The organism is Rhodococcus sp. H29-C3, assembly GCF_030063405.1.
GTDB lineage: Bacteria > Actinomycetota > Actinomycetes > Mycobacteriales > Mycobacteriaceae > Rhodococcoides.
In genome coordinates this window covers 256,214-279,643 of record NZ_JASITC010000004.1, presented here as the reverse complement: position 1 = coordinate 279,643, position 23,430 = coordinate 256,214, and the positions used below count along the sequence as shown (strand labels likewise).

The 23,430-nt window shown below is 61.9% G+C and carries 20 protein-coding genes; 14 read left to right on the top strand and 6 right to left on the bottom strand.

What is annotated here, in order from left to right; translation table 11 throughout:
• Positions 1 to 1,110, bottom strand: coding sequence for a glycosyltransferase (locus QMK32_RS11465; RefSeq protein ID WP_283475341.1), 1,110 nt, complete (start codon positions 1,108 to 1,110; stop codon positions 1 to 3).
• 397 nt (positions 1,111 to 1,507) lie between these two features.
• Here QMK32_RS11465 and QMK32_RS11460 point away from each other — a divergent pair, with 397 nt between their 5' ends.
• Complete coding sequence (locus tag QMK32_RS11460) at positions 1,508 to 2,206, top strand: GNAT family N-acetyltransferase (RefSeq protein WP_283475069.1); 699 nt, start codon at positions 1,508 to 1,510, stop codon at positions 2,204 to 2,206.
• Here QMK32_RS11460 and QMK32_RS11455 read toward each other — a convergent pair.
• Complete coding sequence (locus tag QMK32_RS11455; RefSeq protein WP_283475066.1) at positions 2,148 to 3,560, bottom strand: polysaccharide pyruvyl transferase family protein; 1,413 nt, start codon at positions 3,558 to 3,560, stop codon at positions 2,148 to 2,150. The genes QMK32_RS11460 and QMK32_RS11455 overlap by 59 nt on opposite strands.
• 178 nt (positions 3,561 to 3,738) lie before the next feature.
• Here QMK32_RS11455 and QMK32_RS11450 point away from each other — a divergent pair, with 178 nt between their 5' ends.
• The 5 genes from QMK32_RS11450 to QMK32_RS11430 all read left to right on the top strand — a co-directional run bounded on the left by QMK32_RS11450 (position 3,739) and on the right by QMK32_RS11430 (position 8,237).
• Positions 3,739 to 5,088: a glutamate-1-semialdehyde 2,1-aminomutase gene (locus QMK32_RS11450; protein ID WP_283475064.1), complete on the top strand. Its 1,350-nt coding sequence runs from the start codon at positions 3,739 to 3,741 to the stop codon at positions 5,086 to 5,088.
• A gap of 353 nt (positions 5,089 to 5,441) precedes the next feature.
• The gene (locus QMK32_RS11445; protein WP_283475062.1) at positions 5,442 to 5,693 is read left to right on the top strand and encodes an SHOCT domain-containing protein; all 252 of its coding nucleotides are present in this window, start codon (positions 5,442 to 5,444) and stop codon (positions 5,691 to 5,693) included.
• Between the two features lie 139 nt (positions 5,694 to 5,832).
• Positions 5,833 to 6,162: a heavy-metal-associated domain-containing protein gene (locus QMK32_RS11440; protein ID WP_283475060.1), complete on the top strand. Its 330-nt coding sequence runs from the start codon at positions 5,833 to 5,835 to the stop codon at positions 6,160 to 6,162.
• A gap of 348 nt (positions 6,163 to 6,510) precedes the next feature.
• Positions 6,511 to 7,089 carry a Chromate resistance protein ChrB gene (locus tag QMK32_RS11435; RefSeq protein WP_283475057.1) on the top strand — a complete coding sequence of 193 codons (579 nt, stop codon included), beginning with the start codon at positions 6,511 to 6,513 and terminating at the stop codon, positions 7,087 to 7,089.
• Entirely contained in the window at positions 7,086 to 8,237 is a 1,152-nt protein-coding gene (locus QMK32_RS11430) for an MFS transporter (protein ID WP_283475054.1), read from the top strand. Before QMK32_RS11435 ends, QMK32_RS11430 begins: the two co-directional genes overlap by 4 nt.
• 186 nt (positions 8,238 to 8,423) lie before the next feature.
• Here QMK32_RS11430 and QMK32_RS11425 read toward each other — a convergent pair whose 3' ends face one another.
• Both QMK32_RS11425 and QMK32_RS11420 read right to left on the bottom strand, forming a co-directional pair.
• Complete coding sequence (locus QMK32_RS11425; RefSeq protein WP_502943571.1) at positions 8,424 to 9,482, bottom strand: cation diffusion facilitator family transporter; 1,059 nt, start codon at positions 9,480 to 9,482, stop codon at positions 8,424 to 8,426.
• Positions 9,479 to 9,937 carry an ArsR/SmtB family transcription factor gene (locus QMK32_RS11420; RefSeq protein WP_283475053.1) on the bottom strand — a complete coding sequence of 153 codons (459 nt, stop codon included), beginning with the start codon at positions 9,935 to 9,937 and terminating at the stop codon, positions 9,479 to 9,481. The genes QMK32_RS11425 and QMK32_RS11420 overlap by 4 nt, the downstream gene beginning before the upstream one ends.
• A gap of 129 nt (positions 9,938 to 10,066) precedes the next feature.
• Here QMK32_RS11420 and QMK32_RS11415 point away from each other — a divergent pair, with 129 nt between their 5' ends.
• The 5 genes from QMK32_RS11415 to QMK32_RS11395 all read left to right on the top strand — a co-directional run bounded on the left by QMK32_RS11415 (position 10,067) and on the right by QMK32_RS11395 (position 14,804).
• Positions 10,067 to 10,462, top strand: a complete 396-nt coding sequence (locus QMK32_RS11415; protein WP_283475339.1) for a GntR family transcriptional regulator — start codon at positions 10,067 to 10,069, stop codon at positions 10,460 to 10,462.
• On the top strand, positions 10,462 to 11,319 hold the full coding sequence (locus QMK32_RS11410; RefSeq protein ID WP_283475051.1) for an ABC transporter ATP-binding protein: 858 nt from the start codon (positions 10,462 to 10,464) through the stop codon (positions 11,317 to 11,319). The genes QMK32_RS11415 and QMK32_RS11410 overlap by 1 nt, the downstream gene beginning before the upstream one ends.
• Complete coding sequence (locus tag QMK32_RS11405; protein ID WP_283475049.1) at positions 11,316 to 12,365, top strand: ABC-2 membrane transporter-related protein; 1,050 nt, start codon at positions 11,316 to 11,318, stop codon at positions 12,363 to 12,365. Before QMK32_RS11410 ends, QMK32_RS11405 begins: the two co-directional genes overlap by 4 nt.
• Positions 12,362 to 13,423 (top strand): ABC-2 membrane transporter-related protein, encoded by a 1,062-nt coding sequence (locus tag QMK32_RS11400; RefSeq protein WP_283475046.1) that lies wholly within the window; start codon positions 12,362 to 12,364, stop codon positions 13,421 to 13,423. The genes QMK32_RS11405 and QMK32_RS11400 overlap by 4 nt, the downstream gene beginning before the upstream one ends.
• A gap of 94 nt (positions 13,424 to 13,517) precedes the next feature.
• A complete protein-coding gene (locus QMK32_RS11395; RefSeq protein ID WP_283475045.1) occupies positions 13,518 to 14,804 on the top strand; it encodes a competence/damage-inducible protein A in 1,287 nt (428 codons plus the stop codon).
• A 294-nt stretch (positions 14,805 to 15,098) separates the two neighbouring features.
• On the opposite strand, the gene QMK32_RS11390 is transcribed toward QMK32_RS11395, so the two are convergent.
• Both QMK32_RS11390 and QMK32_RS11385 read right to left on the bottom strand, forming a co-directional pair.
• Positions 15,099 to 17,414, bottom strand: coding sequence for an MMPL family transporter (locus QMK32_RS11390; RefSeq protein WP_283475044.1), 2,316 nt, complete (start codon positions 17,412 to 17,414; stop codon positions 15,099 to 15,101).
• The gene (locus QMK32_RS11385) at positions 17,414 to 17,935 is read right to left on the bottom strand and encodes an SRPBCC domain-containing protein (RefSeq protein ID WP_283475042.1); all 522 of its coding nucleotides are present in this window, start codon (positions 17,933 to 17,935) and stop codon (positions 17,414 to 17,416) included. The genes QMK32_RS11390 and QMK32_RS11385 overlap by 1 nt, the downstream gene beginning before the upstream one ends.
• 291 nt (positions 17,936 to 18,226) lie before the next feature.
• On the opposite strand from QMK32_RS11385, the gene QMK32_RS11380 reads away from it, so the two are divergent.
• From QMK32_RS11380 to QMK32_RS11370, 3 genes are read left to right on the top strand one after another with little or no spacing between them, the layout of a single operon-like run.
• Positions 18,227 to 19,972: a fatty acyl-AMP ligase gene (locus QMK32_RS11380; RefSeq protein WP_283475040.1), complete on the top strand. Its 1,746-nt coding sequence runs from the start codon at positions 18,227 to 18,229 to the stop codon at positions 19,970 to 19,972.
• Positions 19,969 to 21,783 carry an acyl-CoA dehydrogenase family protein gene (locus QMK32_RS11375; RefSeq protein ID WP_283475038.1) on the top strand — a complete coding sequence of 605 codons (1,815 nt, stop codon included), beginning with the start codon at positions 19,969 to 19,971 and terminating at the stop codon, positions 21,781 to 21,783. The genes QMK32_RS11380 and QMK32_RS11375 overlap by 4 nt, the downstream gene beginning before the upstream one ends.
• Positions 21,780 to 23,417 (top strand): acyl-CoA dehydrogenase family protein, encoded by a 1,638-nt coding sequence (locus tag QMK32_RS11370; protein ID WP_283475036.1) that lies wholly within the window; start codon positions 21,780 to 21,782, stop codon positions 23,415 to 23,417. The genes QMK32_RS11375 and QMK32_RS11370 overlap by 4 nt, the downstream gene beginning before the upstream one ends.
• Positions 23,418 to 23,430: the final 13 nt, after the last annotated feature.

Here is a 23,430-nt window from a genome sequence, read left to right as displayed (position 1 = left end):
TCAGGTTCCACACACCTCGTCGACGACCGCTTGCATCTTCTGCCGAAATGCTTGGTGCGAAAACTGTTCGGCGTGCGCACGGATGACGGCCTCGTCATAGATCGAGCCGTCGAACGCAAGCATCGCCGACGCGAACTCCGTGACCAGTTCATGATCGGATTCACCTCGAACGAATTGGCCTGTCACACCAGGAATTACACTATCGAGGACTCCCCCGCTGCCGAGCGCTATAACCGGTGTACCGCAGGCCATTGCTTCGACAGGGACTATTCCGAAATCTTCGACACACGGCATGAGAAGCGCGCGGGTCCGACGATGCAAGCTCAACAACTGCGAATGCGTCACGTGGCCGAGGAAGGTAACAGTCGGACCCGCAATACTTCGGCAATAGTCGAGGCTGCGGCCATCGCCGGCAACCACCAGGCGCATTCTTGCGTTGTTCGCTGCCAGGATCGCCACATCCGGCCGCTTGTACGGCACCAATCTTCCGGCGAGCAAGAAGAAGTCCTCACGGGAGATACCCGGGTCGGGTGTGAATGCTTCGGTGTCCACGGGTGGGTGCACAATGACCGCTTCACGATTCCAGCACTGTTCGATGCGCTGTTTGACCAACGTGGAGTTCGCCACCAAGCGACTCAATCGCGGGGCGGCAGAGATCTCAGCTCGACGGGCCGATGAGGCCAACATAGTCAGGGCCGCTGCACCCACCCTTCCGCCTGCTTCTCCCCGCCGTAATGACGCGTTCCATGCCCAACGCGCTGGGCTGTGAACATACGCAATGGTGGCAGCCGAAGTCGCGAAGGCCGCTTGGGTGGCGAAGGCGTGATGGCTGATGATCACAACTTCCGCGTCGTCGAAGTCGATCCGCCGAAAGAAGCTGGGTATCAAGGGCATCAAGGGTGCGTACGAACGCTCACCACAGCAACGGTACAACCGGTTGAGAAGCGCGGTTTCCGGCGTACTTCGCAGTCCCGCAGGGATTCCGCAAGCGCGCACAATCGGAACGTGTACGCGGGCTTCCGGCCATTGTTTCGATAACTGTTCGACAACCTTCTCCGAACCGGCCACTTCGGTGAATCGCTCGTGAACCAACGCGATACGCGGTGTCATCGTCGCGCGCCGAAAACGCCGGTGCCGCAGCAGATGGATGACGACATCTTCCACCGTGATTTTGTACACCGCACGCATGAGCCGACAGTCGGAAGCACGCCGTCCATCCCTCTCGAATTACGTACCCGACCAACACGGAGAACATTACCCGCACACAGTGCTCACCACGTCACTTCAGCGTGGACGCAACTATCTTCACGGCACCGGATGGAATCGGAAAGCGACGAAATTGCGTCCGAAGTCCCTTCTCCGCTGGGTACACTATGTTCTCGTTGCGGGTGGAATTGCCCTTCGATTCTACGGTCGATAGATAACTGCAGTGAGTGTCCGACTGCAGTTGGTGTTCGCGGTGCAGCACCACCTGTTCAGTCCGACCCGTTGTGGCCAGAGGTGAAGCATGAAGCCCTACCGTCCACTGGTTGTACTCGGCGCCGTCTGCAAGTTCTATTCGAGGCCGATCAGACATTGGGCCGAATCCCACGGCGGCCGGGGACCGAACTTTCGGCTCGGCCCGCTCACCCCGCCGGGCCATCGGTTGATTCTTCGGTCCCCACGCCTGTCGGACGCTTCGGCATGGCGATTCCTCCGATTACGCGATCAGCAGTCGATAGAGCCATTCTGGGTGTCATCGACTCGCCCCTGGGCGGAACGCCACACAGTGGACGCGTGGGTGGACGACTTGCTGTATATGCGCCGGGAGGCTCGTGCAGGTCGCGCCCTATCTCTTGTCATCGAAGTCGACGGTCGATTCGCCGGCCAACTCAACCTCGATCACATCGACAGATGTGCCAAGAACGCCGAGATGGGAATCTGGCTCGACTCGGAATGCAGAAATTTGGGAATGGCCACTACTGCCTGCAACCTGCTCCTCGACTACGTGTTCGGCACCCTCGGACTGCGCAGAGTCACCGCTCCCGTGTGTGTCGACAATCGACTTGCTGCGCACAGCGCGAAGCAGTTCGGGTTTCGCCGCGAGGGCACGATGGTGAGCTACCTCGATGTCGGCGGGCAGCGCAAGGATCACGACCTGTGGGCGATCACTTCGGAAATGTGGGCGGTTCGATCCGGCGGTGGTTCGTTTCCCTCGGGGCAGTAGCGTCGCGCTCGACCAATTCGGCAGCACGTGCGAAAGCGAGACGGCTCGCGTCGATTTGTTCGACAGCACGGGCGAGCAACACCGACCTCGCCTCGTGCGCCGTGTCCCAGGCGTTGCGCATTGCCCGTGTCAATAGATCGTCGACGTCTTCCCGGTCGAGCCTCACGACGTCTATACCGCTCCCGAACATCGAGCCCAAGCCGCCGAACTTGTCGTCGTAATAGCTGGACGTCGACAGCGCGACCACCGGAATTCCCTGTGACAGCGCGAATACCGCGACGTGATAGGCACCGGTGACTACAATCCTGCATCTGCCGACCTCACGCGCGACGGCGCGGGCCCGGGCGAAACGCCCGAGTGGGCGTGCCACCGCAGGGAAACCGGTAAGGAGGGGAAGAGTCGAGCGGCGGTCTTCCGAGTCATGCTCGGAGACGATGAGGGGCACCAACATAGCGCCTGTTTCGGCGGCCACACCACGAACAATGCGCCCCACGGTGTCCTGCACCGAGGCGCCGACCGGTGCGTAGTCTGCAACTCGCAAGCACACGCCGATGTCTGTCCCGAGTTCCTGTCTCCGCGTGGAATAAGCAAGTTCGACGGCGTCGTCACCTGTCACCACGATGTGCTCGGACCGTACACCGAGCGAACGTAGAAGATCCGGACCCCGTCGGTCCTCGCGGACCGCGATGAAGTCGACCTTGGGTAGCACCGCTGCCGCACGTTCGATCAGGTCGGGGTCGTGTATCGGGCCTATCCCCTGTCCCAACATCACCGCAGGGATCCGATGCGTGACTGCGTATTCGAGGAGATCCAGGGTGCGCATGGTCTGAAACTTGTCCACGTCGGCCAGATACCCGCCGCCGATCGCGATCACCAAAGAAGCGTCGGCCACCGCATTCGGTAACCGACCACCATCGCGGCTCAATGCAACTCTGGCCGGATTTTTCGCAGTCGACGACTCGCTCGCACTGGGCTTCACTGCACGCACTGGAGCGGCTGCGGTCCGCACCAATCTCTCGATACGCGTCATCGCGGCGACAGATACACGCAAGACGGGCCCAGCCACAGTCGGTCCGAAAAATCCTGGAACTCGTCCCAGTCGATTCCATTTCGACCATTCGCCACCCGGCAGATAATTGACGGGTTCGGCATCGGGCTCGAACGCTCTGAGTAGAGAAGGCCTGCTCGTGAGAACGCCGATCCGTGCAGAAGGCCACCGCTGCGCGATCCTACGAATTGTGATGTCGAGAATTGCTAGGTCGCCCTTGTTGCTGAGCCAGTACTCACCGTTCTCCAGGAGAATGCGCAGCTCGCGCTTATCCGCTGACATCGAAGGAGCCTCGCTACTCGCCATGGCAACAGCTCCTTGGACTTCCGACGACTCGACTCGAAGATACCGCAGGTCTCGCCCAACCGCCGCGGTTCGAACGCAAAAACCATGTTCCGCACTGGCACATCTCCGGTTCACCACAGGGATCGGTATCGCTGGTGCCAGAATAGAAACGAACGCCCCTCGAGCTGGGAGCTCGTCCATGACCTATACCCCCGCCGGCACACCTCGATCGTTCGATCGCTCCGACACGATGCAGTCGCGTCTACACCACTTGGTTCCCGGCGGCGCCCACACGTATTCCCGTGGTGCCGATCAGTATCCCGAGCATATGGCTCCGATTCTGGTGGGCGGGTCAGGTGCTCGGGTGTGGGACGTCGACGGTAATAGTTTCGTCGAATACGGCATGGGTCTGAGATCGGTGACCCTGGGCCACGGGTACAGACCTGTCGTCGATGCGGTGTGCGCAGCCATCGCCAACGGCACCAATTTCAGTCGGCCGACCGAACTGGAACTGCAGGCAGCGGAGGACTTCCTCGAACTCGTTCCAGGGGCCGACATGGTCAAGTTCGCCAAGAACGGATCCGACACGACGACAGCTGCAGTGCGACTTGCCCGTGCCGTGACAGGCCGCACCGTAGTGGCGATCTGCGATCAGCCGTTCTTCTCCGTGGACGATTGGTTCATCGGCACCACTCCCATGAATGCTGGGATCCCCACCGAGCACGTGAGCTCGACCGTCCGATTCCAATTCAACGACCTCGAGTCCCTCTCTCGTGTGTTGGCCCTGCATCGAGTTGCGTGTGTCGTGCTCGAGGCTGCAACGGCCACAGCCGAACCAGCAGCCGGATTCCTCGAGGGGGTTCGCCGCCTGTGCGACAGTCATGGTGCGCTGTTGATCTTCGATGAAATGATTACCGGATTCCGATGGTCGGAGCACGGCGCGCAGTCCTTGTACGGGGTCCGGCCCGACCTTTCGTGCTGGGGGAAAGCAATGGGAAATGGATTTCCTGTAGCGGCTCTGGCGGGGCGGCGGGAATTCATGGAACTCGGCGGACTCAGAACGGACGAGGATCGTGTGTTCTTACTGTCCACCACCCATGGTCCCGAAACCGGTGCGTTGGCAGCATTCCGCGCTGTCGTCCGCGCGTACGCCGACGAGGATCCGATCGGACGGATGGAGCGCTCCGGCCGAAGGCTCGCCGACGGTGTCACTGCCGCAGCCGAGGAACTGGGACTGCAGAGGTACTTTCAAGTGTCGGGTAGGCCGTCGTGCCTGCTGTTCGTAACCCGTGGCCCCAACCTCGAGCGCTCCCAGGAATACCGAACCCTGTTTCTGCAAGAAATCCTGTCCCACGGGGTGTTGGCCCAGTCGTTTGTGACATCGGCGGCTCACACGGACGCCGATATCGACCTCACCGTCGAAGCGACGCGGTCGGCACTGACGGTGTATCGCAAGGCAATCGACTCGGGCAGCGTATCGGGCTATCTCAGAGGACGACCGGTAGCACCGGCGTTGAGAACAAGCGCCTACCCCAGGCGAATCGACTGACCGCGGTAGTGGCACGACAATCCCGTGACCGGAGGTGTTGTTACGCAGTCCAAAAAAATGCGTTCGACATGGCGTGTCACTTCGGGACAAACAACGGTGACAACCACAAAGCTTGTGAACCCCGTAGACAGTCCAAACAGAACCAGCTGTATTCACTCTCGTAAGTCGTTCCGTCGATTCAGTCGGCTCCGTTCTCAGCGCTTCTTCAGCGGTCGGTCTGCAGATAGGACGAAGGGCCCTATCTTTGTGCCCTGACGTGCACCGATACTGAAACTACCGACTTCCGAGTTGGCACACGGTGGCATTCGGTTCGGCCGCTGGTCGATTCACAGACAGTCCGAGGAGTAGACAAAATGATGTACTGGCATGGCAACGATCCCAGTGGGTGGAGTTATGCATTGATGATCATCGGGATGGTGGTCTTCTGGGGTGTACTGATAACCGGAGTGCTTTTGCTACTCCGATCGCAGGGGGCGCGTGGATCCCAGCCGAACCATCCCCCCGTGCTGTACACCGCTGAGCAGCTGCTGGCTGAGCGGTACGCCCGTGGTGAGATCGACGCGGACGACTACCGCGCGCGGCTCACCACTCTGCGCCAACAGTAGACAAATCCAACGCACCCGAAATAAGTGCTGACCCTGCCAGTTGTGGCTGCTTGTAACATTGACACCGGCATACCCATGGGGGGTATAGTCGATCTATCAAGTACCCCCCATGGGTATGCGCGCAAGTGATCGGAGACCAATGAACACCACCTCCAACTCGGATCTCACTTTGACCGACCTCTCACCGAACAACGGCTGCGGTTGCGGCTCATCGCATCCCTCGACGGCTACTAAAATCCCTTCGAGCCCAACCGGTCAGCAGTTTGCCGTCACCGGGCTCACCTGCGGGCACTACGCGCGGGCAGTCACCACCGAACTCGAAGCTATCGAGGGTGTCCGCCATGTCACCGTCCAACTCGTCGCCGGCGCTGTTTCGACGGTATCGATCGACTCCGCGTCGCTTCTCAGCCGGAGCCAAGTTGCGGCCGCGCTTGACGAGGCCGGTGACTACCATCTGACCTCTGACTGATCGAGCCGGGGACAGAGGAATGAAGGCCCTTATGGGATGTGCTAAGTCTTTCCACGGCCGGCGTCGGCGCGAGATATGCGCTGACCCGTGCGAGCGCAGTCGACCCCGCACCGCTGAACGCGGAATTCTCGGACCGATAGATGCAGCAACTTCTCTGCTGAGGAGTCGGCCGCCCACGGAGACCGCTCGTAACTGGTAGTCCCCCGCCGACGTGGCGCGGGACTACCAGTCCGATCACAGCATGCTCAGCCACCTCACCCTCGCCATCATCGATCGCCGATCATTGACGAAAGTGCAGCAAGTAACGCACTAACGGAATACGAATGTAACGGCTGATACATTAACCAGGTGCACGACGAAGAAACCCCTACACACTGGCGAATAATCTTGACCCAGATCCCGGCTGAACCATCGCGCCACCGGGTGGCGGTATGGCGCGAACTACGCAAAATGGGCGCATTGTCGATCGGCCAGGGCACCTGGGCCGTACCGAATGTGCCGGCATTCTCCGCCGGAATCGACCGCGCCACCGCCCTGGTCGAACGGGCCGGAGGTGAGATCGTCTTCCTTCACGCGACCGGTGCCACCACCGAGGACGGTGCCCGGTTCGAGGCGATGTTCACCGCCGCACGCGAGGAGGACTGGAACGAATTCCTTTCCGACTGCGATAAATACAAGGCTGAACTCGACAAGGAAATCAGGATCCGCAAGTTCACCTTGGCCGAACTCGAGGAAGAGGATCAGAGCCTCGACCGACTGCGGCGCTGGCATCGTGATTTAAGAGCACGGGATGTGTTCGGCACGAACAACTCCGACCGCGCCACTGAAGCGTTACAGGAATGCGGGCAGCGTTTCGAGGAATACTCCGAACGCGTGATCGCCGCCCTGCACGATCCCGAATTTATCGACAACAGTGACCACACATGAACAAAGAGACCGCAGTAGAACGGTGGCGAATGTGGCCCCTGTACGCGGCAGGATTCACCACGGCATTCGGAGCCCATGCCGTCGCAGCGAATCTCGTATTCGACCTCGACAATCTCGCCGACTCTCTTCTATACCTCGGCCTACTCCTGGCCCTCTACGACGGCGCCGAAGTGCTTCTCAAGCCAGTCTTCGGAACACTTGCCGACAAGATCGGGGCCAAACCCGTCCTCCTCGGCGGTTTGATCGGGTTCGCCGCAGCCTCCCTCTTGTTCGTCCTCGTCGCCGACACGAACTGGTTATGGCTCGCGCGCCTGGGGCAAGGTGCCGCGGCGGCGGCATTCTCCCCGGCAGCGAGCTCCCTGGTAGCGCGCCTGAGCCCGAAAGCCGAGCGCGGGAAAGGTTTCGGAACATATGGCTTTTACAAGAGCCTCGGCTACACTGCCGGCCCACTACTGGGCGGCGCAATAGTGTGGTTGGGCGATCTGGCACTGCTGTTCGCAGTGACCACCGTCCTCGCGGCCGTTGTCGCGATCTGGGCTCGAGCAGTCGTGCCGGCACTGCCTGCGCTTCCTCGTCAACGCCAAACAGTCGTTGATCTCGCCCGCCGTTTGAGCGACTCCCATTTCCTGCGGCCCACCATTGCGCTCGCCGCTGCAACCGCAGCTCTGTCAGTCGGAGTCGGATTTCTCCCGGTCTCCGGCGCCACCGCCGGCCTGGGGTCCATCGAGACAGGAGCAGCGGTGTCAGTACTGGCGTTGTGCGCTGCACTGATGCAACCACGTGCAGGCCGCGCCCTCGACAGTGGCACGATCTCGGCTACGGCAGGGATGGCCGCCGGGCTGGGCTTGACTGCTCTCGGGCTAGCCGCCGCGATGCTTCCCGGACTGGCCGGCCTCCTCGGTGCCGGCATCGCCATCGGAATCGGTACCGGGATCATCACTCCCCTAGCGTTCGCCTCGCTCGCCGCCTCGACCCCCGAAGAACGCATGGGCCAGACCATGGGTGCCGCTGAGCTCGGCCGTGAACTAGGCGACGCCGGCGGCCCACTCCTCGTCGCCGGGGTAGCGGCCGCCGCGACGCTCACCGCAGGTTTCGGCGCGCTCGCTGCCCTGGTGATGCTCATCGGCGTTGCAACCGCACGGCGGTGAGTATCGATATCCGATCCCAAACACTAGCAACGGAACTCCGCGGAGCACCGCGCGAAACTGAACGGAACCAGCGAGCACGGTACGCATACTGCGACCTGGAGGCGGCAGTCCACCGACGATCGACTCTCCACTCCGGCAGCAAGAATCGCGACTTGCCTGCTCTGCGGGAACGGAGCTACATGCTTCTCACAGGTGTCTGCCAGGCGTCTCGGACTCGTGGGCGGGGTACGCATGAATGAGAGCAGTCGTGAGCTTCGGAACGGTGTGGGTCAGGGTGTGCTCTGCGCGGTGGGCCAGCCGATGCGCGTCGACGAGACTGGTGGAAGGGTCGATATCGAGTTCGGCGTCAGCGTGCAATCGATGCCCTATCCACCGCATCTTGACGCTGCGCACAGCAAGGACACCGCTCTCCTGCGTCAACGCTGTCTCAGCTGCCTCGACGAAGTCCGGCTCGACACCATCCATGAGCCGCCGAAAAACATCGCGCGCTGCCGAGCGCAGTACAGCGAGAATTGCGGCGGTAATGATCAGACCCACGATCGGGTCGGCCAGGGGAAATCCCAGCGCCACACCGCCGGCACCGATCACCACTGCCAGCGAGGTGAAACCATCAGTACGGGCGTGCAACCCATCGGCAACCAGTGCGGCGGAGCCGATTTGGCGACCGACCCGGATTCGGTAGAGCGCGACGAGTTCGTTGCCGACGAACCCGACGATACCGGCAGTGGCCACCCAGCCGAGGTGTTCGATGGGGACTGGGTCGATCAGGCGACGCACGGCTTCGATGCCGGCGATCAGAGCGGACAACGCAATCATCGCGACGACGAACAAGCCGGCGAGGTCTTCGGCGCGTCCGTAACCATAGGTATAGCGCCGCGTCGCCGCTCTGCGTCCCAGGGCGAAGGCAATCCACAGCGGGATCGCCGTCAACGCGTCGGAAAAGTTGTGGATGGTATCGGCGAGCAATGCTACCGATCCAGATACCGCGACGATGATGACCTGCGCAATAGCGGTCACTCCCAGCGCAATCAAACTGATTTTGACGGCACGGATGCCGATTCGGCTGGATTCGAGGACGTCGTCGATACTGTCGGCGGCATCGTGGCTGTGTGGTGCGAAGATCTCACGCATTACCGAATGAATCTTCCCCGCACGGGCATGACCGTGCCCATGCCCGTGCCCGTGCCCGTGGCTGGGCTCCTCGCCGTTCATCTGGACTTCGTCGCCCCTGGGAGTATGTGTCATCGCCCCTCCTCCACTGAATGATGTTCGACGACCGCATGATTGAGCGAAAGCGCTGAACTGTTGCCTGGTTCGACCGCATTGTGTGGGTGCAGCTCGCGCAAGCCTGCCGTTGCGCGGTGGTGTCCGGGGATGCCGGGGCCGGCATGTTCGGCATTGAACACAGCATCGGTGACCAGCTGCTGGACATGCTCGTTCTCGAGGCGATAGATCACCTGCGTGCCCTCGCGCCGTGTGCGGACCAGACGCGCCATCCGTAGTTTCGACAGATGCTGCGACACGGACGGGGCCGGTTTACCAACGCGATCGGCGAGGTCGTTGACCGACAACTCTCGATCGACCAGCGCCCATAAGATCTGCACCCGCGTCGCGTCGGCCAGCATGCGGAACACCTCGACGACAAGGCCGACCTCGTCATCGAGTAAGCGGCGTCTGCATCCTGAACTATCTGCATTCATACGCAGATAGTAGCTCATGGGCCGATCGGGCCGTTTCGCAACAAAGACACTCGTTGTCGAAGTAGACATTCCGGTTCGACATCTTGTGCCATACTTATTTAACTAACATACTAGTGGAATGTGGAGCTCATGATCGTCTACCGGATAGACCGGCGTTCCGGTATCCCCACGTATGTGCAACTGGTCCTACAGACCAAACAAGCACTTCGTCGCGGCGATCTGGCCGTCGGAGATCAACTCCCCACCGCGAAGGACGTTGTCGGCGCACTCACAATCAATCCCAATACCGTCCTGAAGGCTTACCGCGAGCTCGAACGCGAGGGGTTGGTCGAGCCGCACCCCGGGGTCGGGACCTTCATCGTTGCCTCTCTCGCAAAACCTGGCATGGCCGAGAAGACCGCTCTGCAACGAGAGCTGAACCGATGGTTGGACCGTGGCATCTCGGCCGGCTTGGACAGAGCCGACTTCGAAGCTCTGGTTGCCTCTGCGCTCGACTCCCGCTACCAAAATGAAGGAGAGCAGTAATGACCGACACGGTTCTGTCCATGGCGGGCGTCGACAAATCGTTTCGCCGCACCACTGTCCTGAACGACTGCACGTTCTCGGTCGAACGTGGCACCGTCACAGCACTTGTGGGGCCGAACGGAGCCGGTAAGTCGACGATCATGTCGCTCGCAGTCGGGCTGCTCGCCCCTGACCGAGGAGACGTCACCGTGCTGGGTCAGCGCGTCGGGCAACGCGGGATCACTCCCGGATTGTCCTACCTCGCTCAACACAAGCCACTGTATCCGCGGTTCACGGTCAAAGAAATTCTCCGCTTCGGACGAAGTACCAATCCTTCCTGGGACCAGGACTACGCCTCCGAACTGGTCGAGGCAGCTGAAGTCCCGCTGTCTGCGCAGGTTAAATCTCTATCGCCAGGACATCGAACGCGCGTCGCACTCGCGCTCGCTCTCGGACGTCGACCAGAAGTGCTTCTGCTCGACGAACCCCTCGCAGACCTCGACCCCGTTGCCCGACGCGACGTCGCGCGGACCTTGATGCGTGACGCCGCCGAGCACGGCACCACCATCGTCTTGTCCTCGCATGTTCTTTCCGAACTCGCCGACGTCGCAGACCAACTATTGTTGCTGCGCGAGCACCGAATTCGACTTGCCGGTGCAATCGACGATGTCACCGATGACCATTACGTGCTGGTCGGGTCAGGTGATCCTGCAGCCGTCGCGAATCTCGGCGCGGTTGTTGCCGAGGTCAAAGGTTCCGGCGGCACTGCGTTCGTAGTGCGCGGGCCTCGGCCCTCGGCGGCACCTGGGTGGCAGGTCGACGACGCCTCACTCGACGACGTCGTGCTTGCCCACCTCACAGTCAGGAGTGCGTCGTGATCTGGGTGACGTGGAGGCAGTTCCGCGGGACTATCCTGCTGGGAGTCTTGGCACCGCTGTTGCTGGCGACTGCAATCGCGGCAGTAACTTTCCTTGCGGACCGCCTCGGGTCGAATTATGTGTTGTTCCGATGCTTCGGTCTGTCGACCACGACGTGCCTGACGGAGTCCTCGCTTACTCTTGCAAGCTTGGCAACCATTGCCCTGCCCGTCGTCCTCGGTGTGTTCGTGGGCGTGACGGCTTTCTCACGCGACATCGAACGCCGAACTCACGTACTGGGTTTGACCCAGGCAGTCGGGCGCATGCAGTGGTATTGGACGCGCGTGCTTGTCGTATTCACGCCGATCGTCTTGGCGATGGTGGTTCTGGGTTATGTGGTGCTGTGGTCCCGGTTCGGGACAAGTCCATTCGGGTCCAGCTTCGTCGACGCGTTCTATTCGCGCCTGGAGTTCCCTACCTTCGGTACCATAGGCGTCGTTCCCGCCGGTTACACCGCACTCGGGTTGGCCATCGGCAGCTCGGCAGCACTGTTGCTACGCAACACGATCGGCGCGATGGTGGTCACTATGGTTGCGACCGTCGCTGTCATCGTTGTTTTTCCGGGTCTGGTTCGAGAGCACTACGCGACGCCGGAAGTGGACCGTTTGACCCTCGACCAAAGCGAATCAGGCCAGAGCGTCGCGTACGAGATGGACCCGTCGGATGTACAGCGGCCAAGTTGGACGGTGGACTCCCTCTACGTCGATGCAGAAGGCAAACGCGTCGATCTCGCCTATGACGCATGTTCGACCGTCGACGACTGGCCTGACCCCGGCCCGCTGGAGACCACATCGGATTTCGACAACCGAGTCGACGCCTTCATGGCCGATCAGTCGCGTGCTCGTATCGAATGCCTGCGCGTGCAAGGTGCTGATCATTACGAGAACCTGTTGTTCGACGACCGGATGCTCTGGCGGTTCCAGTTCACCGAAGCTGCTCTGTGCCTGCTTCTTTCGTTTTCTCTCGCCGGAGGTTCGACCCTCGCGGTTCGACGGTTGCGACCGTGATCTGGTCCGCGTGGCGTCTGAACCGGGTGCCTCTGCTGCTCTCGCTGACATTCATCGCGATCCTGATCGTGGCAGCGTTGACGGCGGGGATATACATTCCGGACTATCCGAAGTGGACCTGGTCGTTCGGGGGCATTTGTTCGCGCTGGAACGACGTAGGGCCGTGCAGGCCAGAAACAGCGTTGACGTTGTCGACGCTGTTCGCGTTGCTGCTGCCGTTACTGTTCGGCATGTTCGTCGGTGTCCCCACGTTCGCCCGTGAAGTGGATTCACAAATGCACGTATTGTCGCTGACGCAATCGACAACCAGGGTTCAGTGGTACTTCGCACGCATTGCTGTGGTCTTCTTGCCGATCTCGGGTGCAATGACGTGCCTCGGGTTGACGTTGCACTGGGCCGCGGGACCATCACGGGATTCAATGAGCACGAGTGGCAAGCCGTCCTTTGCGTTCTCGCTGTTCGATTTTCCGCACTTCGAAACAGCCGGTGTCGTTCTCGGCGCCTACACGCTCGTCGTAATGCTCATCGGTAGCACTCTGGCACTCATGTTCCGCAACGGGACCATGGCCATGCTCGCCACTCTGTTCGTATTCCTTTTCGTCCCTGTCGCTTTCACGTGGATCGCACGTGAGCACTACGGAACACCCACGGTCCGAAGCGAAGCGATAGACGGTCTGTACCGCGAATCCGAATACCCTCCGAACCCGTACTACACCACGGACGGAACCTGGGTCATCGACGCCGGCTATGTCGACGCGAGTGGTGCAACTGTAAGGCCCGAAACCACACGCTGTCGGCCGCAATACCAGGATGGATCCGGAGAAAAGCGTGCCGATGAGTCGGACGAACAGCGCGCGGAACGGGCACGACTCGACAGAAAGAACCGTGCCGATCGATTCGATGCGTGTCTACTGGACCAAGGCGTCGACGGCTTCGACATTCGCTACTACACCGAGGCTGACTTCTGGCGGTTCCAAGCCATTGAAACTGGGCTGATGCTTACCTTCAGCGTCGCCATAGGTGCTATCGGACTGTTACAGGTCCGCCGTCTCAGCTGAACTCGAGGCGACCGGTCCTACTGAGGACATCGGTCGTCGTTACACCGGAGGCGGCTATCCGCGTAGATATGACGGTCGCCAGTATGGTCGAGGAATGACGGTGCGTGCGGGTGTTGTGGTTACGGGAACTGAAGTTCTGGCCGGTCGGGTCACCGACAGCAACGGCCCGTGGGTGGCCCAGCGACTATTGGAGATGGGAGTGGACGTTGCCCACATCACGATCTGCGGTGACCGGCCCGAGGACCTGACGGCGCAACTACAGTTTCTAGCGGATCAGCGCGTCGACTTGATCGTCACCACCGGAGGCTTGGGCCCGACCGCTGACGATCTTACCGTGGAGACCGTTGCCGCTCTGTACGGCCGCGAATTGCACCTCGACGACGAACTCGAGCAGCGCATCCACACAATCGTGCAGCGATGGCGGAGCCGGTTGAGTTCTGCAACCGACTCAGAGCCGTTGCTGGCAGGTATTCGCAAGCAGGCAATGGTTCCGCACGGTGCGTATTCCATTCCACCGACCGGAACCGCCCCTGGTGTCGCGATACCTGCCGGAGACTCCGGAACACTGCCCGCTGTCCTGATATTGCCCGGCCCGCCTCGCGAACTGCAGGCGATGTGGCCGGAGGCACTCAACAGCGCACCGGTCGCCGAAGTCCTGGTCCGACGCGCGCAGATCCGTCAGAACACCATACGGGCGTACGGGCTGTCCGAAGCCGACCTCGCTGCAACGCTACGGACCGCAGAGCGCCAGATCACGGGATTCGGCAATCTCGAGATCACCACCTGCCTGCAGCTCGGCGAGCTCGAGATGGTGACCCGCTATGCAGAGCATGCCGCAACCGCATACGCGGAGCTCGCAGGTCTCATCGACATACAACATGGCGCGCAGGTCTTTTCGATCGACGGATCCACCATCGACGACATCGTGGCGAACCGGTTGGCAGGGCATCGAATTGCCACCGCAGAATCGTGCACCGGTGGCATGATCGCCGCCCGTCTCACCGATCGCGCGGGTTCCTCGGCCTACGTCATCGGCGCGGTCGTGTCCTACGCGAACGAGGCGAAGACCGGCCTCCTCGACGTCCCAGCCGAGATGATCGAAGAATACGGCGCTGTCAGTGAAGAAGTGGCGGCTCAGATGGCGGAGGGCGCACGGAGCAGACTCGGCGTCGACATCGCGGTATCGACCAGTGGCGTCGCGGGACCGGGGGGCGGCACCGACCTCAAACCGGTCGGCACTGTCTGCTTCGCAATTGCCTCCGCCGACCGACCGAGCATGACCCGTACACTCCGACTCCCCGGTGACCGTGCAAGCGTGCGTGCGCTTTCCACCACAGCGGCGATGCACATGCTCGCCGACGCGTTGGGGCCTGCGAATTGACCGACACCGCTCAACCGCGGTGGCCGAGGGCAGAGTGGAACGCCGGTTACGCCCTGTGCGAGTCACATTGATGCTCAATGCATTCAGTGACTCGGTAACCGCTCGATCGAGCCAGCGACCAAGGCAACAGTGACATGGTCGATACCCATTCCTTCAGTCCGCGAGTTCGGCTACCTGGTCGAACTCGAAGGGCTCGAAGAACCGCAGGATCTTGGTGGTGATCGTCTCGAGCAGTGCTGCAACGCGGGCGGTGGCTGCATCCATCTGATGCATTTCAGCACTACACGGACAGTCCTAGGCCTGCACCTTGTCCGTCGAATCTGCCGTATCGGCGGACAGGACGGAACCGGCGGGCCCGGACGCGTCGTCGGTCAACGACTCTCCGTCGATGTCGATCGTCGGGAGAACCTTGCGTAGTTGCGCCGGCATCCACCAGGCGCGTCGCCCGAGCAGGAACATTGCCGCAGGGATGATCGTCATTCGCACAACGAAGGCGTCGAGGAACACGGCCGTCGCAAGCGCGAAGCCCATGGATTGAATGAACAAGTCGTCCTGTGCAACGAACGCTGCGAACACGGACACCATGATCAGCGCAGCGGCAGTGACGACCCGTGCGCCATGGGTGAATCCATCGACAACTGCAGTCGTCGCATCGGCCCCTCGCGAATACGATTCCTTCATTCGAGATACCAGGAAGACGTGGTAGTCCATCGCGAGGCCGAAGACGATCCCGATGAGAAAGATAGGCATGGACGATGCGAGCGGCGCCGCCGAGAACATCCCGAGTACTCCGTCCTGGAACAGCAGCACTGTAACTCCGAACGTCGCTCCCACGGAGAGCAGGAAGCCGGCCGCTGCGGTCAACGGCACGATGATCGAGCCGAACACCACCGTGAGTAGCAGGAACGCGAGCCCAACGACGATCAGCAGGTAGACCGGCAGCGCTGTCATCAGGCGATCGGTGACGTCGGTCTGAACAGCCACGATTCCCGTCACGCCGATCGTGGTCCCGGTAGCTGCCTCGACAGCGGTAGTTCCGCCGCGCAGGTCGGCCAGGAGTGTCTTGGTCGAATCGTCGTTGGGCCCACCAGACGGCGTGATCAGTACACGGGCACCGTCGGCGGTGTCGTTGAGTGCGATCACCTGCGCTCCCTCGACGCCGGGAACTTCGGCTGCCCACTCGACCACGGATGCGAAGGCATCTGGCACGGTCGCTTCCTTGCCGTCGATCACCATGAGCAACGGCGCATTTCGCCCTTCGCCGAAGCCGCGGTCGATGAGTTCTGCTGCGATACGCTGCGGCGTCCCTTCGGCCGCGGTCGCGTCGGAGGGAAGCGCCATTGCCAAATGCGTCACCGGGAGCGTCAACAGCACGAGGGCCACGACTGCGGCGACGAGCATCCGAATAGGGGCGCGTCGGACGACACCGACCCAGCGGCGACCCAGTGTCGTGTCTCCGGTGGCCGACTCCGTTGTCGGAGCAACTCCGGGTATGCGTCCGGCGAAGGTCTTGCGTCCGAAGACCCCGATGAGAGCGGGAAGCAGCGTCAGCGCGATCAGCACTGCGACGGCAACAGTGCCCGCCGCGGCAAGGCCCATCGACGTCAAGAACGGTACGCCGACGACGGCCAAGGCCGCGAGAGCGATCACGACCGTCGCTCCCGCGAACACGATCGACGACCCCGCTGTGCCTACCGCACGGGCGGTAGCTTCCCGACGGTCGGCGGAACGATCGAGCTCATGGCGGTACCGCGACAGAACGAAGAGCGCGTAGTCGATGCCGACAGCCAGACCGAGCATCGTTGCGAGCAACGGGGTCGTCGACCCCAGATCTGCGAACGCGGTTGCTGCGACGACACCCAGTACACCGATAGCGACACCCACGACCGCCGTGAGCAGCGGCAGTCCCGCAGCGACGAGCGACCCGAACGTGAAGACCAGAATGACCGCGGCGACGGCGAGGCCGATCAACTCACTCGCCGGATCGATGATGCCCGCATCCTCGACACCCGCACCGAGGTAGCCGACCTCGAGCCCGTCCTCGCGTGCCGTCTCGGCGATCGCGCTCACTTGTTCCTTGGTGCTTTCCAAGACATCGGCGGCGGCAGCGACATCGAACGCCCACTCGATCGTCCCGACTGTGCCATCGGCGCTGAGCGGGCTGAGCGCCGCAGCATCAGCACGCGCACGGTCCTCGGGCACCCCTTGTTCGAGTGCGCTGCCGACGAGTAGGTCGCTCTGCACTCCGGCCGCCGTCGCGGGATCGACGATGGTCGCCGACGATCCCAATTGGGGAAGCGCCTGCAGATCGGTCACCACGCGCTGAACGGCGGAGGACACTTCGCTGTCGAGCAGGGTCGAACCTGCAGGAGCACCGAGGACCATCGTCACGTCCGCTGCGGCTTCGGCGGGCTCACCGGCGAACAACTCGGTCGACATCGCCCGAGCCTGCTCGGCCGGGGTATTGGGAATAGTGAGGGAGTCCTGCATGGGCTTCGACATAGTGGCGGCGATGATGCCGGTCACGAACAAGGTGAGCACCCAGGCTGCTACGAACGACCACTTGTGGTCGAAAGCGAAACGCCCCAACCGGAAGAGACGGTGCGCCATCAGTTCTCTTCCGACACGATCGTGGCCGACTCTGAACGCACACGTACCTCATGCGCGAGAGCGTCGTTCATCGCGCGGAACTGGGCGAGTGTGTCCTTGCGCAACATCGAGCGCATGGGTGGGACAGCGAGTCCCCGAAAATGCTCTTCCTGCACCAGGCGGACCCGACCGGGACCGGACGGATCGATGGTGAAGAAATGCTCACCGTCGAACACTCCCGTGATCCAGAACTTTCCCTTCCAGCGAAATTCTCGATTCTTCGACACCGTCAGCACCGTCGGTGTGAACGTCGTCGTACTGCCTTTGGTATCGGAAAGAACGTTGGTGATTGTGGCCCCTTCGGTCAGCGGGCCCGTGGACGAGACGACGAACGGATTCCATCGCGGGTACGACTCGCGATCGACCAATACGTTCCAGACTTCGTCGGCCGAGGCCTCGATCTCGCGCTCGGCACGAATGACGAACGACGTGCGGGTGGACCACACTGCATATGCGACAGCCGCTCCGATCAGTACAACCATGACAATAATTCCCATCTTGGGCATCTTCTCTCGATCATTGACCGGTGTCCGTGTTCCGACACCCTCTGATACTGCGACGCCTTCGACCGTTCGGCCGAATCACGTTTGCGCACAGAAGGTAACAGCTTCCAAGCAGGATTGTCATGGGGCGCAGCCCATCGCGGCGACAGCAGATCGAATCCGCAAGAGTTCCTTTAGCGCCGTCGAAGTTCGATTCAAGGACAGCAGGATACGTTGGGTTTCCTTCCGAAACATCCGTGTCCGAAGACCTTCTCCAGGGAGCCGCGTTCGATGTCGAACTCCGATGGCACAACACATTTCGACGACTTCGTTTCACACTTTCGCGGCGTCGTCGCCGGAAACTCCGACCGCCTGGCCATCTCGTTCCTCTCCGACCGCGGTGAACCCGACGCGACGAGGTCGCTGACGTTCGGCGAGCTCGACACCCTCTCCGACGCCGTCGCGCGGCAGCTGCGTAGCGACTACGACGTCGGTGAGCGTGCGTTGCTGCTGTTCGCTCCCGGTCATGAGTTCCTCTACGCATTCCTCGGGTGCCTGTACGCACAGGTCATCGCAGTGCCTGCACCGGTACCGACCGACGCAAAAGGCATGGAGCGCCTCAGCAAGATCGTGCGCGACTCCGAGATCGGCGTGTTGCTGACCACCGACGCATTGCTACCTGCCATCACGACATGGTTGGCCGACTGTGGCCTCGACGAGGTCCGCAGTGTCGTCGCTGTCGACACGATCGAGGTACCCGATTCGCCGAACCCGCCGCTCGACATTCCGGCGGCCGATACCGTGGCGTTCTTGCAGTACACATCCGGATCGACGACCGACCCGAAGGGCGTCGTCATCACTCATCGCAATCTGCTTGCGAATCAACGGGAAATCCATCTCGTCACCCGCGCCACCCCGAACGACGTGGCGGCCGGATGGTTACCCCATTTTCACGACATGGGCCTGATCGGGCAACTCCTGCATCCGCTGTACGTGGGATTTCCAGGACACTACATGTCACCGGTCACGTTTCTCAAACGTCCGATGTTGTGGCTGGAGACGTTGTCCAGATTCTCCGGGACCATGACGGTGGCACCGAATTTCGCATTCGAGATGTGCACCAGACGTGTCACGGACGATGTGGTGGCAGGCCTCGATCTCAGCCACGTCCGCATCATCTTGAACGGTTCCGAACCGGTTCACCCGCAGACACTGGTCGACTTCTGCGAACGGTTCGCTCCCGCCGACCTCGATCCGAACTCGGTGTACCCCTGCTACGGCCTCGCTGAAGCGACCTTGCTCGTGTCGGGTGTGCGTGGAACCGGCTTCACCGTGTTCGATGCCGATTCCGATGCTCTCGAACGCAACGAAGTCCGTGCCGCGACGCTGCACGGGTCGGCTCGACCGCTCGTAGGTAGCGGAGTCGTCGGCGAATCCGACGTCGCAATCGTAGATCCGGTCACTCTCGAGCGACTCGAACCCGGACGCATCGGCGAAATTTGGGTTCGCGGAGACACTGTCGCACAGGGATATTGGAAGAACGTCGAAGCCACGGCCGCTACATTCGGCTTGTCCCTCGCAAATGAGCCCGGGTACATGCGCACCGGGGACCTCGGTTGTTTCGTCGGTGACGAGTTGTTCGTCACCGGCCGGTTGAAGGATGTCATCATCGTCAACGGCAAGAATCACTACCCGCACGACCTCGAACAGACGGCGAAGTCGGCGCACCCGGCTGTCGCACTGGGCCTGACCGCGGCGTTCGGGATGGGCGAGTTCCCGGAACGAGTCGTCCTCGTTCAGGAATTCCGCGAGGAGGATCTCGGCGAATTGGAGGTGGCCGATCTCAAACCGATTCTGCACGAATCGATTCGGCAAGGACACGGATTGATACTGAGCGAGATCGTTCTCGTCGATCGCAAGGTCGTCTCGCGGACGACGAGCGGAAAGATTCGTCGGGCGGAAATGCGAGACCATTTCCGCCACGGGCGGCTCGAGGACCGCGGTGTCGTACCGATCGCCGCATCGGTAGTTCGATGACATTCGGTGCCGTGGACTCCGGTGCCGACCTCGGTTCCGACCCGGCGCGATCGATCGATGAACTCGAGCGTCGGCTCGAAGTACTCCTCGAATCCGTCGACATGCAGTCCGTGGAAGATCTCGATGACGCCGACGAATTCCCCACCGAGTTGGTTGCGGCACTGGATCGTCTCGGAGTGCAGCGGTGCTATGTTCCGACCCAATTCGGGGGGTTGCTCGACGACTATTCCAGTGCTGGTCGCATCGTTCGTGCACTCTCCAGGGTGGATGTGACCCTCGCCGTCGCGCATGGGAAGACATTCCTCGGAGCAGTGTCGGCGTGGGTCGCCGGTGACGAACGACAACGCGAGCGGTTGGCACAGCTCATCTGTGAGGGCAAGCAGATCTCGTGGGGTTTGACCGAACGTGCCCGCGGAAGCGACCTGCTCTCGGGCGAGGTTCGTGCGGATACGGCCGAGATGCAGGTGGATTCGAGCCGAACCGGTGACGAGCCCGACACCGCGGGGTTCCGGCTGTACGGAGAGAAGTGGCTGATCAACAATGCGACTCGCGGCCACGCGGTATGTGTGCTTGCCCGCACTCGTGACGGCGGCACTGCCCGCGGTTACAGCTTGTTTCTCGTCGAGAAGTCGGAGCTGGACACCGCTTCGTTCGATACGCTTCCCAAGGAACCGACTCACGGTATCCGAGGCGCGGACATCAGCGGAATTTCGTTCGACGGTGCGTTCGTGCCGGCCAGAACGTTGGTCGGGCCGGAAGGCCACGGACTCGAGATCGTGCTGAAAGCACTACAGCTGACTCGCACAATGTGCTGCTACCTTTCCCTCGGCGCAAGTGATCACGCGCTGGCCATGACCGCTCGATTCGCACGAGCTCGGGTTCTGTACGGTCGCTCGCTCGGTGACCTACCCGCAGCCAGGACGGTGCTCGTGGAGTCGTTCGGTGGCCACCTGCTGGCTGAGGCGCTGACCGTCGTCGCGTCCAGATCGTTGCATGCGCTCCCCGGCGAGCAGTCCGCGCTGGCGGCCGCAAGCAAGTACCTGGTCCCGTCGACCGTCGAGAAGTCGTTGCTCGATCTGCGCAGGCTCATGGGAGCGCGGTCCTTGGTGCCGGGACTGGGGTCCGACGGGACGCTGTACAAGGTGGAACGCGATCATCGAATCGTGTCGCTGTTCGACGGAAACACGGTGGTCAACCTCAACACGATCGTCAGCCAATTCTCGGTCCTGCTCTGGAAGAACACCGCGCGTTCGACTCAGGACGAGATCGACTTTCGTATCTGCACGACGATCGCAGAACCGCTCCCCGCGCTCGACCTCGCGCGACTGTCCCTGGTTCCCCGTCGCGGGCTCGGTCTTCTGGCCAACCTCGAGAGTTCGGTGACAGCACTCGGCTGTCTCCTCGACCGCGAGCACGACGGCCAGGCCTACGCACTCCGGTGTGCTGAGGTTCTGGTCCGTACGGTCGAGAGGTTGTCTCGGCAGACTCGACTGCTGGATCGTGATCCGGTCGAGGTGCCTACCGCTGCCTTCGTTGCGGCGGAACATCTTTCCGCGTGCATAGCTGGGGCGGCGGCCATACAGATCTACCTGAACAATCCCCCCATCGGACCACTCTGGTCCGACGCACTCTGGCTCCAGTTGGCACTACATACCGCACTCGACCGAATCGGTGTACGCAGTTCGGTGCCGATCGACAGCATCGACGCAGGATATTCGGTTCTGCTGGACCAACTCGACCACCGTTCGCATCCCACCATTTTCGATGCGACGGCCTCGGCGTCCGTGAAACAGGAACGGGTGAATACGTGACCATTCTCGACACACTTCTCGGTGACCCGTACCAGTCCGCCAACCCGTACGGAGTGGCCGATGTCCTCGAAGCCGACGAGGCTCGCGAGTTCACCGCCGGAACGCTGACGCTGTTGGACGACTACGGCTTCGGCGCTGAGTTCGTGCCGATCGCCCTCGGGGGTCGATTCACCTCCATCGAACGACTCGTGCACGTCATGCGTCCAGTATTCGGGCGTGATGCGTCTCTCGGGCTCGGATACGGTCTGACCTCGTTCATGGCGGCGGTCAACGTGTACGCGGCCGGTCGCACCGATCAGCAGGTTGCTGTCGCACGAACGCTGATGTCTGGCCGGGCGATCTCGGTTGCTTATCACGAGTCGGACCACGGTAACGATTTCGGCGCGAACGACCTCGTCGCTACCGAGGACGGGGGAAATTACCGGCTGAACGGCGCAAAGAACGTCATCAACAATGCCGACCGTGCGCAGTCCGCAGTGGTGTTCGCCCGCACTGGCACATCTGGATTCGGCGGGCGCGAGCACTCGTTGTTCCTCGTCGACCTCGACGGTCCCGACTCGCCGGCATCGACGCCACGCCACCTGAGCCTGGCCCTTCGCGGTTGTCGCCTCGGTGGGCTCAGTTTCCGAAACACACCGGTAGACGCGTCGACCATGATCGGCGCACCCGGTACCGCAGTCGAGACGGCACTCACCTCGTTTCAGGTGTCCAGATGCGTGGCAGCAGGTGCGGGTCTGGGACCTGTGGACGAGAGCCTCTTCGCAGTGGCAGGCTTCGCAACTCGGCGGCGGCTGTACGGCAGCGATCTGTCGGATCTGCCACACGTCAAACACACGCTCGCGTCGTCGTTCGCGGATCTCATGGCTGCCGAATGTATGGTGGCGGACTCCGCGAACACACTGCACGAACTGCCAGCGTTCGGCAGCGCCCATTCTGCGGCCGCGAAATACATCGTGGCGAGGATTTTGGAGTCCGCGATGTCCGATCTCTCGGTCGTTCTGGGCGCACGCTTCTACCTTCGAACTGGTCCGTATGCACTGTTCGGTAAACACTTTCGGGATTTCGCAGCGCTTGCGATCGGCCACGCCGGTGGCGCGGCCTGCCAATTGGCGATCTTGCCGCAGCTGAAACGCCTTACCTCCCAGGGTGACGCTGCTCCCAAGACTGTGCCGGGAGCGGACCTGGCACCCTTGAACTTCGGGTCCCTTCGAATGTTCGCTCCTGGCCCCGACCCCGTACTGAACCGACTGCGAGTCAGCTTGGAGTCGCGCCCTGTTCATCCCGCACTCACCGACGTCTGGCAGATTCTGACGCAGGCTCTCCTCGACCTGCGCTCCGAGTCTGCGGCTCTTGCCCCGCACGACCTGGGCGTGGCCGCGCCTGCGGCCGCTATGCGGCTCACCGAACGATATGCACTGCTTCTGGTCACGGCAGGGATCGTCGAGCGCCTCGACGGTGACGCGCCGTCGTGGGCCGTTCTCGCGCTGTATCGCACGGCCGAGCGAATCGGCGGCATCCGGTTGGAACCACCGCAACACGTTGTGCTCGAGACGTTCACCGATGTTCTTCGGCGGATACAGGAAGGCCGAGCCTTCGATCTCCGAGCCCGCACAGTCCCCCGCACGATGCCCTGACATCGCCGCAAGG

Bases quoted from the DNA above. Each gene is read 5' to 3' on its own strand.
- QMK32_RS11420 (WP_283475053.1), bottom strand. From the start codon at position 9,937: ATGAATGCAGATAGTTCAGGATGCAGACGCCGCTTACTCGATGACGAG.
- QMK32_RS11465 (WP_283475341.1), bottom strand. From the start codon at position 1,110: ATGACACCGCGTATCGCGTTGGTTCACGAGCGATTCACCGAAGTGGCC.
- QMK32_RS11425 (WP_502943571.1), bottom strand. From the start codon at position 9,482: ATGACACATACTCCCAGGGGCGACGAAGTCCAGATGAACGGCGAGGAG.
- QMK32_RS11385 (WP_283475042.1), bottom strand. From the start codon at position 17,935: ATGGTTGTACTGATCGGAGCGGCTGTCGCATATGCAGTGTGGTCCACC.
- QMK32_RS11450 (WP_283475064.1), top strand. From the start codon at position 3,739: ATGACCTATACCCCCGCCGGCACACCTCGATCGTTCGATCGCTCCGAC.
- QMK32_RS11455 (WP_283475066.1), bottom strand. From the start codon at position 3,560: ATGGCGAGTAGCGAGGCTCCTTCGATGTCAGCGGATAAGCGCGAGCTG.
- QMK32_RS11410 (WP_283475051.1), top strand. From the start codon at position 10,462: ATGACCGACACGGTTCTGTCCATGGCGGGCGTCGACAAATCGTTTCGC.
- QMK32_RS11380 (WP_283475040.1), top strand. From the start codon at position 18,227: ATGTCGAACTCCGATGGCACAACACATTTCGACGACTTCGTTTCACAC.
- QMK32_RS11375 (WP_283475038.1), top strand. From the start codon at position 19,969: ATGACATTCGGTGCCGTGGACTCCGGTGCCGACCTCGGTTCCGACCCG.
- QMK32_RS11445 (WP_283475062.1), top strand. From the start codon at position 5,442: ATGATGTACTGGCATGGCAACGATCCCAGTGGGTGGAGTTATGCATTG.
- QMK32_RS11440 (WP_283475060.1), top strand. From the start codon at position 5,833: ATGAACACCACCTCCAACTCGGATCTCACTTTGACCGACCTCTCACCG.
- QMK32_RS11390 (WP_283475044.1), bottom strand. From the start codon at position 17,414: ATGGCGCACCGTCTCTTCCGGTTGGGGCGTTTCGCTTTCGACCACAAG.
- QMK32_RS11415 (WP_283475339.1), top strand. From the start codon at position 10,067: ATGATCGTCTACCGGATAGACCGGCGTTCCGGTATCCCCACGTATGTG.
- QMK32_RS11460 (WP_283475069.1), top strand. From the start codon at position 1,508: ATGAAGCCCTACCGTCCACTGGTTGTACTCGGCGCCGTCTGCAAGTTC.
- QMK32_RS11430 (WP_283475054.1), top strand. From the start codon at position 7,086: ATGAACAAAGAGACCGCAGTAGAACGGTGGCGAATGTGGCCCCTGTAC.
- QMK32_RS11395 (WP_283475045.1), top strand. From the start codon at position 13,518: ATGACGGTGCGTGCGGGTGTTGTGGTTACGGGAACTGAAGTTCTGGCC.